We start from the raw sequence: 15,557 nt of genomic DNA, 5'->3' as shown, positions 1-15,557 counted from the left end.
CGATGTGCCATTACGCACAAAAAAACGGCCACATCGCTTCCCGACGATGCGGCCGAATGGGAGGGTGCCCGACGTTACCGTCGAACGTACTGCAGCGCCGAAAAACACCGGCGACGGGAAGAACGCGCAATGACCGCCTGGAGAGGGACGACAGAAGACCATGTGCGGCACGGCGCGGGAGTGCGCCGTGTCGCACATCGGTACATCGGATCAGAAACGCAGACGCAGACCGGCGTAGTAACGACGCTCGAAGATGTTCTGGTCGTAGTAGTGATTGGTCCACTGCGCGTAACGGCGTTCGCTTTCACCGGTGAGGTTGGTGGCCTGGGCGTACAGCGTCAGATGGTCGTTGACGTCGTAGCTGAAGGAGGCATCCAGATAGCCGACATCGTCGTTCCAGATCGCCAGCTCGTCGCCCCAGGCACCGCTGTTGATCTGGCTGAAGCGTTTGCTGCGCCAGTTATAGGCTACGCGCGCCTGCAGCTTGTCCTTCTGGTACCACAGCACCGCATTGGCCTGGTGCTTGGAGTTGTCGCCGATGGGAAGCGTGTTGCCTTCGATATCGGTGTTGTCGGTATCGGCGTCGGAGAAGGTGTAGTTGATGTTGGTGCCGAAGCCGCTCAACCAGCCCGGCAGGAAGTCGAAGGCCTGCTGATAGCCGATTTCAAAGCCCTTGATCTTGCCGCCACCGCCGTTGACGATGCGTTCCACCGGGCCGCCCAGACGCGCCACGCCATCGGCGTCGGGCAACAGCTCGATGTTGGTCACGGTGGTGGGGAAGGACTTCACGTCGATCAGGAAGGCGCCCACGCTGACCAGCGACGCATCGGAGAAATACCACTCCCATGAAGCGTTGTAGTTGGTGGCGCGATACGGATCCAGATCCGGATTACCGGAGCGGCCATTGAGGAACAACACCGCATCCGACGGCAACGACGGATTGCGTGGCGGCGTGCCGTTGACCGCATAGAAGCTCACCAGGCCACGGCCCAGATCGGGCAGGTCCTGACGTGCCACCGCCTTGTTGTAGGCAAAGCGCAGCTTCTGGGCGTCGGTGATGTCCAGCGACAGATTGGCGGTGGGCAGCACGTCGGTGTACTGACGGTTGAGGCGATTGGTGCCGATGGCCGGGCTCACGCCGTTCCATTCGACATTGCCGATAAACACATTGCCGCTGCTCAGATACTGATCGATCGCCAGCTTGGTCTGCACGATGCGCGCACCGATGTTGGCCGTCCACGGCAGCGCGCTGCCGGTGCCGCCTTCCAGGTTCGCCAGGAAGTACGCCGCGGTGCTCTTCTCGGTGACCTTGTAGGAGTCCGCCGCCTGCTGGTACGCCACGTTGCCCGGGTACAGGCTGTTGAGATAGGCCACCGGGTCCTTCATGACCTGCGGGTTGATCGCCGGCAAGCCCTGGCTGCCCAGGCCGGTCACCTTGAGCGGATCGAAGTCGTTGAAGTAGGCCCAGTAACCGGGGATGGAATTGAACGGCAGCAGCCGCGCTTCGGAGACGCCGCTGCAGGTATCCACGATCAGCGGATCCTTGAAGTAGTACAGCGAACGGTTCGGGTCGGCGCAGGTGGTCGATACCGGCGACAGGTAGCGATAGGTATCGAGCTTGACCTCGCGCTCGCCATAACGGATGCCGAACTGGAAGCCACGCACCACGCCTTCATCGAACTCGAAGGTGCCGTCGGCACGGAACGCGTCCATGCTCGCCTCGATCTTGTTGCCCTGGGCCCAGGTGGACATCAGCTGCCAGTTGTCCGGGTTGGACACATCGGTACCCAGATTCACCGCCGGGTAGCTTCCGCGAAAATCCACCGAAGCATCCACGGTCGGCAGGCCGTTGGCGTTCGCCCATTGGGTCACCCCGTTGGCGCGCGTGATCCGGTCGCCACGGGTCACCACCGCATCGGCACGCGCTTCGTCGTAGGTACGCTGCGCATCGCCATGCACCCAGCGGAACGACGCACGGAACGGACCGCCGTCATCGAAGCGCACTTCCAGATTGGTGTTGAGCGAGTCCGAATCGGCCACGCCGGCCATCGAATGCGCCTGGAAGCGGTTGTAGCGGAACTGGCCGTATTCGAGCACGCCGTTGGAATCGACCACCGATCCGGGCTGCAACTGATTGGTTGCCCAACCGGTGTGCAGCTGCGCGGCCACCGAGGTGTCGTGATCTTCGAGCTTGGTGTAGGCCGCGTCGGCCAGCAGCGTCCAGGAGTCGTTGATGTTGAACTGGAACGAGCCGTTGACGCCGGTCCGCTGGCGATCGGTGCTGCGATTATCCAGTTCGGTGGCGACCCAGTTGTAGAAATAGTCGCGCGGCAGGTTGGACGGGTCGGTGTTGCTGCCGATGCGGCCGTCACCGTTGAAATCGAAGCCCACGTTCTGCTCGGTGGATTTCTGCGCACCGTTGGAATACACGCTGGGGTGCTTGTTTTCCAGGGTGGCATCGGAATACGAGACCGCCAGCAACGCGCCCCAGCGTTCGGTGCGGAAGCTGGCAAGTCCCGAGTACAGCTCGTTGAGTTCCTGCACGCGATCGCCGTAGGAGCCTTCGGCCTGGCCACTGAAGGTCCAGCCCTCGGGCAGGTCGAACGGGCGGCGGGTCTTCAGCGAGACGGTACCGCTGATGCCGCCATCCAGGTCGGCGGCGGTGGGCGACTTGATCACGTCCACGCCACTGAACAGCGTCGGCGGGATGTCGACAAAATCCGGTTGTGCGCGCCCGATGTTCGGTTGGCCGAACTGGTCGCCGCCGCCGGCGCTCAGATACAACTCGCCGTTCATGGTGGTCTGCACCTGCGGCATGCCGCGGATGTTGAGCTGCGAACCCTCGCCGGCCGAACGCCGGATCTGCACGCCGGGCACGCGCTGCAGCGAATCGGTGATGGTGACGTCGGGCAACTTGCCGATGTCTTCGGCCGAGATCGAATCGATGATCTGCGCGGCGGTGCGCTTGTTTTCGATGGCCTCGGCCTGCGCGCCGCGCACGCCCTTGACCATGACCTTGTCCAGCTCGGTGACGCCGGCGGTGCTGCCTGCGTCCTGCGCGGCGGCCTGTGCGGCCGCCAGGGTGAGTGCTACCGCGAGCGCAGCGGCCAGCGGCGTATGACGGGTACTGCGATGCAGCTTGTTCATGGTCCCCTCCCAGGGATGACGACACTCCACGACCGTTTCGAATGGCAATGCGGGGGGCACTGCGGTGTTGGCTGACGCGCGAACCCGCACGTCACTGCACAACGCCATGCACCGGCATGGCGTGGCAACTTGCTTGCGCGTTACGGGGACCCGCTGACCGCGCCGCTTGATGGTTGGACATTCCAGCCGCGCAGCTGCAGCGTGGCGTTGCGCAAGACGGACGCCGACGGGCCGCGGATCTCGATCTCGCGCTGTTCGCCCGGCACCAGGCTGAGGTAGTTGTCGCTGTAATACGCCGGCAGGATGCGTTGGCCTTGCGCATCCACCAGGGTCAACTTGGTATTGAGCGCCACCTGCTGCGATGGATTGCGCACGCTGGCGCGCAATACCGGCTCGGCACCGTCATCCAGCCGCGTGGCGAGCTGCACCGGCACCGCGGCCAGCGCAGTGAGGCCGCGCATGGCGGAGTCGTTCCCGGCCACCCAGTAGAAATTGCGCGAACGCACCAGCCCATCGCGGTCGAGCAATTGCAGCCGCACGAAGCCCAGCCCGTTGGTGTCCTTGAGCAACGGCGCCAGTTGCAGCACCGGCGCCGAGACCGTTACAGGCGCCGCATCCACGGCCTGCTCGCGTTGCTGCAGCAGGGCGCCATCGCTGCCATAGACCTCCGCACGCATGCGCAGGCCACGCACCGACGTGCTGGCGTTGTTGACCACCACCACCTCGTGGTCCGGCAGGTTCATCTGCACATGCAGGGTCTCGGCCGCGTTGCGCACGCCGTAATACGCCGCGTGGGTGTCGTAATCGTGGCTGTAGACCTGCCACATGTTGCTGGGCCATGCCGGATGGCTCATCCACAACAGCCGCCCGCTATTCTTGGTCCACAGCTGCGCGTTGAAGCCTTCAAAGATGGCGCGGTGGGTGTCGTAGTTGAGCAGTTGCGCCTTGCGCTCGAAATCTTCCAGGCTGGTCGGCGCACCAAGCTTGTCGGTGAGCGAGCGCATGAAACTGGCGGTGTCGCCGTTTCCGGACTGATGCCAGTCGTGATACGCCCAGGCATCGCTGATCGGCCACTGATCCTGCGCTGCCGGAACCGATGCCTTGAACGACTCCAGGGTGGAAAACGACGGCGTGCCCACCTCCACCGAAAAGCCCTGTGCCAGGGCAGTGAAATAGGCCACCGGCTCACGGTAGTTGTACGGCCCGCTGCCCTGCAGGTTGACCTGATTGGAGCTGCCGGTATACCAGCGCGTGCCATCGAGGTCGGCGACCAGCTTATCCAGGCCCTCGTTGAGGATGGGTGCGGGAACGCCTTCGTTGCGCCCGAACCACAGCACGATGGAAGGATGATTGCGGAAGCGTTTGATCACTTCGGCGGCGTTGTCCAGGAACAGCGCCGCATCGGCGGGCTCCATGTTGTAGTTCTGCGTGGATTGCCAGAAGTCATTGAAGACCAGCATGCCGTATTCGTCGGCCAGCTCGTAGAAACTGACTTCGGTGTTCTGTCCCACCCAGTTGCGCACCACGTTGAAGTGCGCGTCGCGCTGCAGGCGGAAATACGGTTCCAGCCGTTCGCGCGAGACGCGCTTGCGCCAGTCGTCCATGCCCCAGTTGCCGCCCTTGACGGCAATCCGCACGCCATTGATGCGGATGGCCAGATAAGGCGCCAGCGCGTCATCGCTCAGCGGCGTCACCGCCGGCGAGGCCTGCGCACCCGGGTAGAACGACTGCGCATCGCCGCCGGGCACCGGGCGAATTGCGCTGTGCCGCGCATCGACGATGCGTTCGCCACGCTGCCGGGCCTTGTTGAAATCCACCAGCACGCGGCGCAGCGCGCCGTCCTGGTCGAACAGCGACAGTTCATAGCTGACTTCGCATATGCCAAAGCGCAGCTGCTGGGTGTCCGAGCGGGTACCGGCCACATCCACGCCCACCTGCAAGGGATACAGCGCCGGTTCGCCATAGCCGTTGGGCCACCACAGCCGTGGATTGGCGATGACCAGTTCCGGCGTGTCGGCCGCAGTGAGCCTGAGCGTGGTGCCACCGACCGGCACCTCGACCTGGCGCTGGATGCGCACATCGCCCACGGCCAGTTGCACGGTGCCCTGCACCGCTGCGGCGGTCTCGTTGCGCAACGGTACGTTGACTTCGAGTTCGGCACGCCGATGATCCGGGGCCAGCCGGGTCGTGAGGACCTGGGTGTCGCCAAGCGCCACCGGCCCGGTGGCGTGCAACTGCACGTCCTGCCACAGGCCGGTGTTGCGATCGCGTACCGCCGGAATCCAGTCCCAGCCTTCGCTGGCGATGAAGGTTGGCCCATCCAGCGCCTGCACGCCGCCGTTCTCGCCCACGCCTGCGGTCATCGACTGCTCGTGCGCGATGCCAGGATGCGGCGGCGGAGAGACGCGTACCGCAATGACGTTGCGGCCAGCCTTGAGTTGCTTGCTGACATCGAAGCGCCCACGTGCGAAGGCACCGCGCGTGCGCCCCACCTGGGTGCCATTGACCCAGACCTCGCCGGCATAGTTGATGCCGTTGAACAGCAGTTCCAGCCGCCTGCCCTGCGCTGCCGCGGGCAGATCGAAACTGCTGCGGTACCACCAGTCCTGCCGACTCAGCGATTCGGGAATGGCCATGTTGTTGAGGCCGATATCCGGATCCGGATACACGCCACGATCGACCAGCGTGGTGAGCACGGTGCCCGGCACGGTGGCCACATGCCAGGCCGCGGCAGCGCCTGCGTCATCGCCGCGCGACAGGCTGGCGCCGGTGGCCTGCCCCAGATCCGGTGCGGCAGCCAGCTGCCACGCACCCAACCGCCACGCCGCTGCATCCAGCGGCTGCAATGCGGGCGCCTGTTGTATCGGCGTTGCCACCGGCGCAGAAAAGGCCGCTGCGCTGCGTGGCAAGGTTGCCGGCGCCTGCGGTGCAACCTGGCCGGCCATCTGCCTGACCTGCACCTGCCAGGCCGGCGAGGCGTCTTCGAAACGCTGCAAGGCCGCGTCAGGTGCCCTGCCTGCGAGCTGCGCGACAGCTGCAGCATCCAGTGCGCCGGCTTGCACGAGGAAACCGGCAATCTCGCCACCGAAGTGCTGCGTATACGCGGCCGGCTGTTCGCGTGGGCCGAACATCAGCACCGGTGCGACTACCTTCTTGCGCAGTGCGCCGCTGGCAACCCGGCGGCCGGCGGCGTACAGCGTCAACTGCCCGCCTTGCGCCACCGCGGCCACGTGCGTCCAGGTCCCGGCACGCAGCGCCTGCTTGCTGCGCAGCGCGGTGTCGGCGCCCTGCACGAAGCCGAGCCTGCCGTTGTCGATCATGAAATAGCGGCCTGCGGTTTGCGGTTCGCCAATGCCGGCGATCAAGGCCGGGCCGGCGGTCGCACGCGAAGGACGCACCCAGCCCGACACGCTCCAGTCTGCGTCGGCAGCCAACAATGGTGCATCGGCGGCAAGCTTCTTTGCCAACCCCATCCCGCCCGTCAACACGCGCACATCGTACGGGCCGGGCGAAGGCGCATCAGCGGGCGCAGCCTCCACTGCAGCCCAGGCCATGCAACCACACAACAACCACAGCGCTCCACGGCCGAACGCCTTGCGAACCATCAGCATTAGAGGCCTCTCCCAAGCTCTACTGCCAAGCAACGGTGCACACCACCAGCATGCAATCGGCAGACGTCCAGCGGACGTGTTGCGCGTTGCGTTTGGTCGTGCCGCCCGTGGCTGCCGCCCCTGTTTCAGCGGCCATGGTGCGAGGTAACGTTACCCCAAGGCGATATCGACGACAACCGTTCTGCGTTAGGGTGGTCGCTCCCAGGAGGAGGGACCCATGAGAAACCTGATCCAGTCCGCACTACCCATGGCGTGTGCCTTGCTGTGTTTTGCCGCTGCACCTGCATGGGCGCAGCGCTTGAGCGTGCAATCGCCCGACGCACGCACCCAGGTGGAATTCACCCTGGCCGAGGGCGGCGTGCCGAGCTACCGCGTGCTGTACCGCAACACGATCGTGCTCGACGACGCGCCACTGGGGCTGGATCTCGGCAAGGCCGGCAAACTCGGTCGCGGCATGACCGTGCAAGGCAGCACGACCGACACGCATGACAGCCGCTTCGCATTGCCGGTCGGCAAGACCCGGCAGGCGCGCGACCATTACCGCGCATTGCGCGTGCAGCTCTCCGACCCGCAACAGCGACGCCTGGAGGTCGAACTACGCGCCTACGACGATGGCGTGGCGCTGCGTTACGTGTTGCCCGATGCTGGCGATGTGCGCATTCGCGATGAGCTCACCAGCTTCGCCTTTCCGCGTGATTACGCGTGCTGGACATTGAACCTGGGCCGCTTCGGCACCAGCCACGAGGGCGAGTACGACGCCATCGCGGCGTCGAAGTTGCGCCCGCACAATCTGCTTGAGTTGCCGCTGGTCTGCCAGACCGATGCCAAGGGCACCACGCTGGCGATCGGCGAAGCGAACCTGCGCGATTATGCCGGCCTGTATCTCACCGGACGCGCCGATGGCGGGCTGGGGGTGTCGGCAAAACTGTCGCCGCGCCTGGATGACCCCACGCTGGCGGTCAGCATCGATGCGAAGGGCCGCGATTTCGCCACGCCCTGGCGCGTGATCATGCTGGGCGACACCCCGGCGAGCCTGATCGAATCCAACCTGATTTCCGCATTGAATCCGCCGCCGGCATTCGATGCGCGCTGGGTGCGGCCGGGCAAATCGGCCTGGGACTGGTGGTCGGGCAGCCTGGCCAGCGGGGTGGAGCGTCCGGGCATGAACACCGCCACCATCCGGCGCTATATCGACCATGCGCACCAGTTGAAGCTGCAGTACATGCTGATCGACGACGGCTGGTACTACGGCAGCACCGGCGACGGACACTACAACGCCGATGCCGATATCCGCCGGCCGGTGGCGGACCTGGATCTGCCGGGCCTGGTGTCGTACGCGCGCAAACGCGAGGTCGGGCTGTGGCTGTGGGCGCACTGGCGCGCGCTCGATGCGCACATGGACGAGGCGCTGGCGTGGTACCAGCAGCTCGGCATCAAGGGCATCAAGGTGGACTTCATGGACCGCGACGACCAGCAGATGGTGGACTTCTACCATCGCCTGTTGGGCAAGGCCGCCGAGCACAAGCTGCTGGTGGACCTGCACGGCGCCTACCACCCGACCGGATTGACACGCACCTATCCCAACTACCTGACCCAGGAAGGCGTCCTGGGCGCCGAATACAACAAGTGGACCACCCGCATCACCGCCACGCACAACCTCACGCTGCCGTTCACGCGCATGCTGCTCGGTCCGATGGATTACACGCCGGGCGGTTTCCGCAACGTGCGCCCGGCCGACTTCAAGATGCAGCACATCGCTCCGCAGGTGATGACCACGCGCGCGCAGCAGCTGGCGATGTATGTGGTGTACGAAAGCCCGTTCGCGGTGGTGTCCGACAGCCCGGAGCAATACGAGAACGTGCCGGCCGCGCAGTTCCTGCGCGATGTGCCGGCAAGTTGGGATGAGACGCGCGCACTCGACGGCGCCATCGGCGAGCACATCGTCCTGGCGCGGCGCAGCGGCAAGGACTGGTACCTGGGCGCGATGACCAACGAACAGGCACGCACCCTGGAAGTTCCGTTGGCGTTCCTCGGCAAGGGCCGCTGGATCGCCACGATCTACGCGGATGGGCAAGCGCCCACCGAGGTACGCATCGACACGCGCAAGCTCACAGGCGCTGACAGCCTGCAACTGGCGCTGGCGGCGAACGGCGGTGCAGCGGTGCGATTGCAGAAGGACTGAGCCGTAGGGTGCGCAGCGGCCGGCTTGGACGCACCGCACGCACCCATGGTGCGTGCATCACGCGCTGCGTCCGCGTCGACCGTTAGCCAGCGTTCGGCCGCGAGGTGTGATCGCACGCATCGCGCGCCGGGACATGGATAACGTCCCGGCGGGCGCGCGTAGCGACTTTCGCCACCCACACCCCATTGGCAGCTGCGATGCCACCGCCTGCAGCAAGGCAACCGGATCGGCAAGCGCCTCGTTGCGCCAACCGCTGGAGTGGCTACGCGTACTGCTGCGCAGCCGCGCCCGCGTCATGTCTTCAGTCATCCGATACGCCGCAGCATCCGCTTAGCCGATTGCGCTTGGCGTGTGCCTGATGTCACGCAATCGCACTTCTTCTGAATATTTGCAAAGTCGATAATTTAGGATGCGTGCGCCCTCACTGTGGACGTGCGCTTTCGAGCAGTGTTCCAAGCGCCGCTACGACCTGAGGGCGCGGCTGACACGGTTCGCCGCGTGCCAGCCGCTTTATTCCGGCGCCCAGGACCCTCTGCATGCTTCTTCGTTCCCATCGATCGCTGCCATTGCGCGGCGCCCTTGCTGCGCTCGTCGTTTGCGTGGCTGCTCCCGCCTATGCGGCCACCTTGCTGCCGGTGTCGGTGTCGCCAGCCAGCGACCAGCACATCGACCAACTCATGCCACCGCTGCTGCAGACGCCGGCCACGCCGCGCGTTGCCAACCCGCGAGCGGCGCGCGCGCGCCTCGCTGACGCGGCATCGCGCGCGTATCCGCAGGTAACGCCCGAATTCCAGCAGTTCCTGCAGACGCAGGCGCGCGCCAGCTATGCCAAGCGCGATGCGGCGTCGAAGGTTGCCGACCCCACCGCATTCGCGCAGATGCAGCGCTATCTGTTCAACCGCTACAACGGGCTGACCGTGCTGGGCAGCGTACGACAGGGCGGCACCGTGTTCGACTGCATCCCGCGCGCGCAACAGCCGGCCTTGCGCGATGGGAGCACGCCTGCCCTGCCGCCGGCCATCGCACCGGGCGTCAGCGCCAACGACATCCTGGACAAGGCACAACGCTGCGAAGCCGGAAGTGTGCCGCTGCAGCGCATCGGCCTGACCGAACTGACCCGGCACGCAACGCTGCAGGCCTACCTGCGCGGCACCACGCCGCGTGCGATCGAACCAGCGCGCGCGCATCGCATGACCGCCGCACAGGACGCCGCCTCGGTGGTGCATTACTACTCCACCATCTATCTGGATACCGCCGGCTCGCCGGTGACCGGTGCCGGCGCCGATCTCAACACCTGGGTGCCCGCCGTACGCGCCAACGATGCGCAATCGATCAGCCAGATCTGGCTGGGCGGCTACACGCCCAAAGGTCAGATCCAGACGCTGGAAGCCGGATGGCAGACCCAGCCCGGCGCAGGCTGGGGCACTACGCCCATCCTATTTATCTACTCCACGCAGGACGGCTACCTCACCACCGGCTGCCATAACCTGGATTGCGCCGACTTCGTGCAGACCAGCAGCGCGAATGTGCTCGGCGCCGCACCGGCGGGCGGCTTCAGCACCGCCGGCGGCCAGCAGGCCTTGCTGCATGTGGAATTCCAGCGCAATGCCGAAGGCTATTGGTGGTTCGGCTTGAATGGCGAATGGATCGGCTACTACAAGGCCGAGCTCTATGCGGGCGACATCGCCGACGGAAGTGCCAACATCTTCATTTCCGCCGGTGGCGAAATCTCCACCTGGGACGGTCGCCCCAGCGCACCGATGGGCAGCGGGACGTTCGCATCGGCCGGCTACCGGCAGGCAGCCTTCCAGGCCAACCATTTCTACCGCGACGCAACCATGACCACCCGGCCGGCGCAGCGCCTGTCATCGCTGAACGTGGAGCAGCCCGCCTGCTACACCTTGGCGATTGCCGGCTACGCCTATCCGTATGCCTTGGGTGCCTGCGTCTCACGCACCAGCCTGTCGCCCGAGATGCGCAACGGTGGCATTTACTTCGGTGGCCCGGGCTGCGCACGCTGAGCCAGCCGTGGGTCTACGCGCACTGCTGCAGTGCGCGTAGCGGCCTGCGATGAGCGCAGTGACGCGCGCATCGTGCAGGCGTATCCCAGGCCAGCGATACGCCTGCGCAACGGAACTGGAGGGTTGGTCGCCGCGCAGCATCGATTGTGCATCGCGGCTCCCACCATACCGGCGGGGTGTGTGTCGATGCGCAAGCAGCCAGGCACTGACCGGACCTTGCGGCGCTGGAGGTCTGGAAGCACCTGAAGCGTCAGCGCCCATCTTGCTCCGGGGTGACAAGGCAGGGGTTCCGCGCCATGGGCGCGCGGCCGGTGGAGCGCCCGCGCTGCAAGCGCGAGCCAGGGCGCGAAACGGGATGGGTTGAGGGTACGCGGCAAAGCAATCCTAGCGTCACTTCTGGAGGCGCGTGGCGACGCGTTTATCATTGCTTGCACTGGCAGACGCTTGAGGCGCACCCTCATCCGCCCCTTCGGGGCACCTTCTCCCCCATAAAGGAGGACAATGTCCCAAAGGGAGAAGGGGTGTTATCAATTTCTCTTGTGCAGTGACGACCACGCAGGTTGGTCTACCAGACGCCCCCCCTCGCCTCGGCGAGGAGGCGCACCTTACGGCAAATCCACGCCTGCGCACACGGCAGGGCGGGCATCCTTGATCTGTTGCACACCCCGCGCGTCGAACTGCAATGCCGCATGCCCTGGTGCGAACGCCGGCCATGCAGGCAGACCTTTGGCGTTTGGATTACCGCTCTGCACGAAAGCGGCCCAGTAACGCTGCAGGCTTACCGGTGGCTGGCCGATCGGCAGGTTCTTGAACAGGAACGGCAGCTCGGCACTATGGGTCACCTGGGCCCCCGGCGCGGCGGTATCGAACACGTAATGCCATACCGGCACACCGAGCGCGGCCTGGCGCTGTGCGACCGTCACCGCCGGGCAACGGAAGGTGAGATCGGTGGACAGCTGCATGGCCGCATTGCCCTGCCGCGCCGCACGCTGCTCGGCGTGCGTGCGCTGCGCCTGCAGCACGGTGTCGGCACGATCGGGATAGTCGCGGCGCAAGCGCGCCTGTGCTCCCTGTTCGCCACCATAGGTGAGTTCCTGCACCACGTAGCCGATCAGCAGCGGCACCCTGGCCTGCGCGCCGCTTGCCAACAGCTCTGCCGGTGCGCGCGGCAGCACGCGCCCGTCCACCACTGCCTGCAGCCAGATGTAACCATCGTCGTCCAGCGCCGGCACATCCACGCCCTGCGCGGCCTTGAGCAACTGCTCCGCCGGCAACGCACGCAACTGCGCCAGGCGCGTGGCCGGATCGTCGATGCCGGCGCGCTTGGCGATGCTCACGCCTACTGCGCGGTTGTCTTCCAGGCTGCGCGCCGGCAAGCCGAACCCGGCGGTGCCGCTCTGTTCGATCGCGGCCGAAAACAGCCCGCGCGCCAGCGGGCTGAGCATCAGCAGGCCCACGTCCTGGCCGCCGGCCGACTGCCCGGCAATGGTGACCCGCGCCGGGTCGCCGCCGAACTGCACAATGTTGTCGCGCACCCAGCGCAAGGCCGCAATCTGATCGAGCAGGGCGTAATTGCCGGCCGCCTCGTTCTGGCCATCGCCCAGCTCAGGCAGCGACAGGAAACCCAGCGCGCCCAGCCGGTATTGCAGCGTCACCACCAGCATGTCCTGCGCCACCAGGTTGGTGGGCAGATGCCCGTCCGCACCACCGGCCACATTGGCGCCGCCATGGATCCAGACGAACACCGGCAACGGCTTGGCCGGATGCAGCTGCGGCGTCTGCACTTCCACATACAGGCAGTCTTCGCTGCCACGGCTGGCCATGGCATTGTTCCAGCCCAGCGCAGGCTGCACGCACGGCGTGGCTGCCTGGGTGGCGTCGCGCACCTGTGCCCATGCCGGGGCCGGTTGCGGCGGCCGCCAGCGCAGCGCGCCCAGCGGCGGTGCGGCGAACGGAATCTTGCGAAACACCGCACTGCCATCGTCCTGCCATTGCCCACGCACCGCACCGTGATCGGTGCGCACTTCCGGCGGCGCAGCGGGCGTGGGCGCGGTGGCAGCAGCAGCGCTGCCGGTAAGAACGCAGGTGGCGGCAAGCAGCCAGGCAGACACACGCATCAAGACTCTCCGGTGATCACACGGGCACGCCAGGCGGCCTGGAAGACAGCGGTGGCCGAGGCCACGTTGAGACTTTCGACCTTGCCGCTGCCGCCGATGGACAGCTGCAGATCGCAGTCGCGCGCGAACTGGCGGTCCATGCCCTCGCTTTCCGCCCCCATCACGTACACCAGGCGTTGCGGCAGGCTGGCGGCGAACACGTCCTGGCCGCCATCGACGAGCGTGGCGGCCACCGCAAACCCGGCCTGGCGCAGCTGCGCCAGCGCCTGGTCGGTGTCGGGCAACTGCACCAGCGGCACCGCTTCGGCACCGCCTTCGGCGACGCGGGCCGCCGCCCCGGACAGCCCCAGCGTGGAGCCGGCCGGCAGCAGCAGGCCAGCCACGCCGAAGTGTGCCGACGAGCGCAGGATCGCGCCGAAGTTGTGCGGGTTGCCTACGCCGTCCAGCCACAGCGCCAGCACCGGGCCTGGCGGCAGCGCCGACAGCCATTGCTGCAGCGGCTGCGGCGCTACGCGCAGCACGTCGGCCACCACGCCTTCGTGGTGCGCACTGGCGGCGAGCTTGCTCAGGTCGGCCTCTTCCACCACGCGGTAGCCGACGCGCTGGGCCACGCACCAGGCCAGCACGTCCTTGAACTGCGGAATGCGCGCCTGGCTCAGGTACAGCTTGCGCAACGCCTGCGGGCGCGCCTTGAACACCGCCTGCACGGCGTTGATACCGTACAGCCGCAACTCGCGCGCGTTGCCGCCACCGGAGGGTGCCACAGGCGCGCGCGCGGATGCTGTCGGCGGCGGCGCTGCCGGTGAAGCGGGCGTGGCCCGTTCCCAGGGACTGCGCGGAGGAACCGCGCCGCCGTCGCGCGTCGGCCGTGTGCCGCGCCTATCATGCTGTTTCATTTTTTAGTCCAGAAATCCGCGTTCTTGATGCCGAGCGGAACAGGATCGAAGACCGGATCCAGCCCCTGGCGTTTTTGCCGTTCGTAATCCTTCAAGGCCAGCATCGCCGGCTTGTGCAGGATCAGGATGGCGATGATGTTGAGCCACGCCATGACCCCCACGCCGATATCGCCCAGCGCCCAGGCCAGCTGCGCGTTGTGGAATGCGCCGAAGATCACCATGCCCAGGATGCCCAGCCGCAGCAGCAACACGGTGAACGGGCGCCGACGGTTGCCATTGACGTAACTGAGGTTGGTTTCGGCCATGTAGTAATAGGCCATGATGGTGGTGAACGCGAAGAAGAACAGCGCCACCGCCACGAAGCCCGCGCCCCAACCCGGCAGCACCGATTCCACCGCCGCCTGCGCATAGCCCGGGCCCTCCTCCACGCCGCTCAGGCCGGCATACAGGCCGGGCGTTGCGCCGTCGGGTGCGTACACGTTGTACTTGCCGGTGGTGAGGATCAGGAACGCGGTGGCGGTGCAGACCATCATGGTGTCGAAGTAGATCGCGAACGCCTGCACGTAACCCTGCTTGGCCGGATGCGAGACCTCCGCGGCCGCAGCGGCATGCGGGCCGGTGCCCTGCCCGGCCTCGTTGGCGTAGATGCCGCGCTTGACGCCCCATTCCACCGCCAGGCCCAGCAACGCGCCGAACGCGGCATGGCTGCCGAAGGCACTGCTGAAGATGGTGGCGAACATGTCCGGCACGCGCTCGGCGTTGAGCAGCATGATGACCACCGCCATCAGGATATAGCCCATGGCCATGAACGGCACCACGATCTCGGCGAAGTTGGCGATGCGCTTGACGCCGCCGAAGATGATCACCCCCAGCATGCACGCCACCACGACGCCGATGCCCAACTTGGCGGCATCGCGCATCGGCAGGCCCATCCACTGGCCGTCCATCGCCCCGCACAGCGCGGTCCCGCGGCAGGCGTTGATGGCGCTGTCGGCGATCGCGTTGGCCTGCACGCCGGGCATCAGCAAGCCGGTGGCGATGATGGTGGCCACCGCGAAGGTGAGCGCGTACCACTTCAGCCCCATCGCCTTTTCGATGTAGTACGCCGGACCGCCGCGGTACCTGCCTTCGGCATCCTTGATCTTGTAGATCTGCGCCAGCGTGGATTCCACGTACGAGGTCGAGGCGCCAAGGAACCCCATCACCCACATCCAGAAGATCGCGCCCGGACCGCCGAACGCGATGGCGGTGGCCACCCCGGCGATGTTGCCGATGCCGATGCGCCCGGCCATCGACATGGCCAGCGCCTGGAACGAGGACACCCCGGCGTCGGACTTCTGCCCGCCCACGGTGAGACGGACCATTTCGACGAAACCGCGCACCTGCATGAAACGGGTGCGGATGGTGAAGTACACACCGGCGCCCAGGCACATGAAAATCAGTGCCTTGCTCCAGACGATACCGTTGATGCCATTGATGAGTGCTTCCACGCAATCTCCCCGACGCGCCGGACGTTGACCCCAGCGACGTGGGGAGTGCCCCGATTCTGGCCGAAAGCGCGCCGCGATGCGACGTTACGCGGC

The 15,557-nt window shown here is 66.2% G+C and carries 7 protein-coding genes; 2 read left to right on the top strand and 5 right to left on the bottom strand.

All coding sequences use genetic code 11. The features are described 5' to 3' along the window. Positions 1-210: 210 nt before the first annotated feature. Both ACCQ05_RS05300 and ACCQ05_RS05295 read right to left on the bottom strand, forming a co-directional pair. Entirely contained in the window at positions 211-3,147 is a 2,937-nt protein-coding gene (locus ACCQ05_RS05300) for a TonB-dependent receptor (protein ID WP_372393143.1), read from the bottom strand. A gap of 140 nt (positions 3,148-3,287) precedes the next feature. Continuing rightward, positions 3,288-6,758 carry a glycosyl hydrolase 2 galactose-binding domain-containing protein gene (locus ACCQ05_RS05295; RefSeq protein WP_372393142.1) on the bottom strand — a complete coding sequence of 1,157 codons (3,471 nt, stop codon included), beginning with the start codon at positions 6,756-6,758 and terminating at the stop codon, positions 3,288-3,290. Between the two features lie 217 nt (positions 6,759-6,975). On the opposite strand from ACCQ05_RS05295, the gene ACCQ05_RS05290 reads away from it, so the two are divergent. After that, entirely contained in the window at positions 6,976-8,940 is a 1,965-nt protein-coding gene (locus tag ACCQ05_RS05290; protein WP_372393141.1) for a glycoside hydrolase family 97 protein, read from the top strand. 599 nt (positions 8,941-9,539) lie between these two features. Beyond that, positions 9,540-10,961, top strand: a complete 1,422-nt coding sequence (locus ACCQ05_RS05285) for a neprosin family prolyl endopeptidase (RefSeq protein ID WP_372393140.1) — start codon at positions 9,540-9,542, stop codon at positions 10,959-10,961. Between the two features lie 605 nt (positions 10,962-11,566). On the opposite strand, the gene ACCQ05_RS05280 is transcribed toward ACCQ05_RS05285, so the two are convergent. From ACCQ05_RS05280 to ACCQ05_RS05270, 3 genes are read right to left on the bottom strand one after another with little or no spacing between them, the layout of a single operon-like run. Beyond that, the gene (locus tag ACCQ05_RS05280; RefSeq protein WP_372393139.1) at positions 11,567-13,078 is read right to left on the bottom strand and encodes a carboxylesterase/lipase family protein; all 1,512 of its coding nucleotides are present in this window, start codon (positions 13,076-13,078) and stop codon (positions 11,567-11,569) included. Then, positions 13,078-13,974, bottom strand: a complete 897-nt coding sequence (locus tag ACCQ05_RS05275; protein ID WP_372393138.1) for a TrmH family RNA methyltransferase — start codon at positions 13,972-13,974, stop codon at positions 13,078-13,080. The genes ACCQ05_RS05280 and ACCQ05_RS05275 overlap by 1 nt, the downstream gene beginning before the upstream one ends. After that, complete coding sequence (locus ACCQ05_RS05270; RefSeq protein WP_506191539.1) at positions 13,971-15,464, bottom strand: alanine/glycine:cation symporter family protein; 1,494 nt, start codon at positions 15,462-15,464, stop codon at positions 13,971-13,973. Before ACCQ05_RS05270 ends, ACCQ05_RS05275 begins: the two co-directional genes overlap by 4 nt. Positions 15,465-15,557: the final 93 nt, after the last annotated feature.

The organism is Xanthomonas sp. NCPPB 3582 (assembly GCF_041475735.2).
Classification (GTDB): Bacteria; Pseudomonadota; Gammaproteobacteria; order Xanthomonadales; family Xanthomonadaceae; genus Xanthomonas; species Xanthomonas codiaei.
This window is presented reverse-complemented; position numbering and strand designations above follow the sequence as displayed.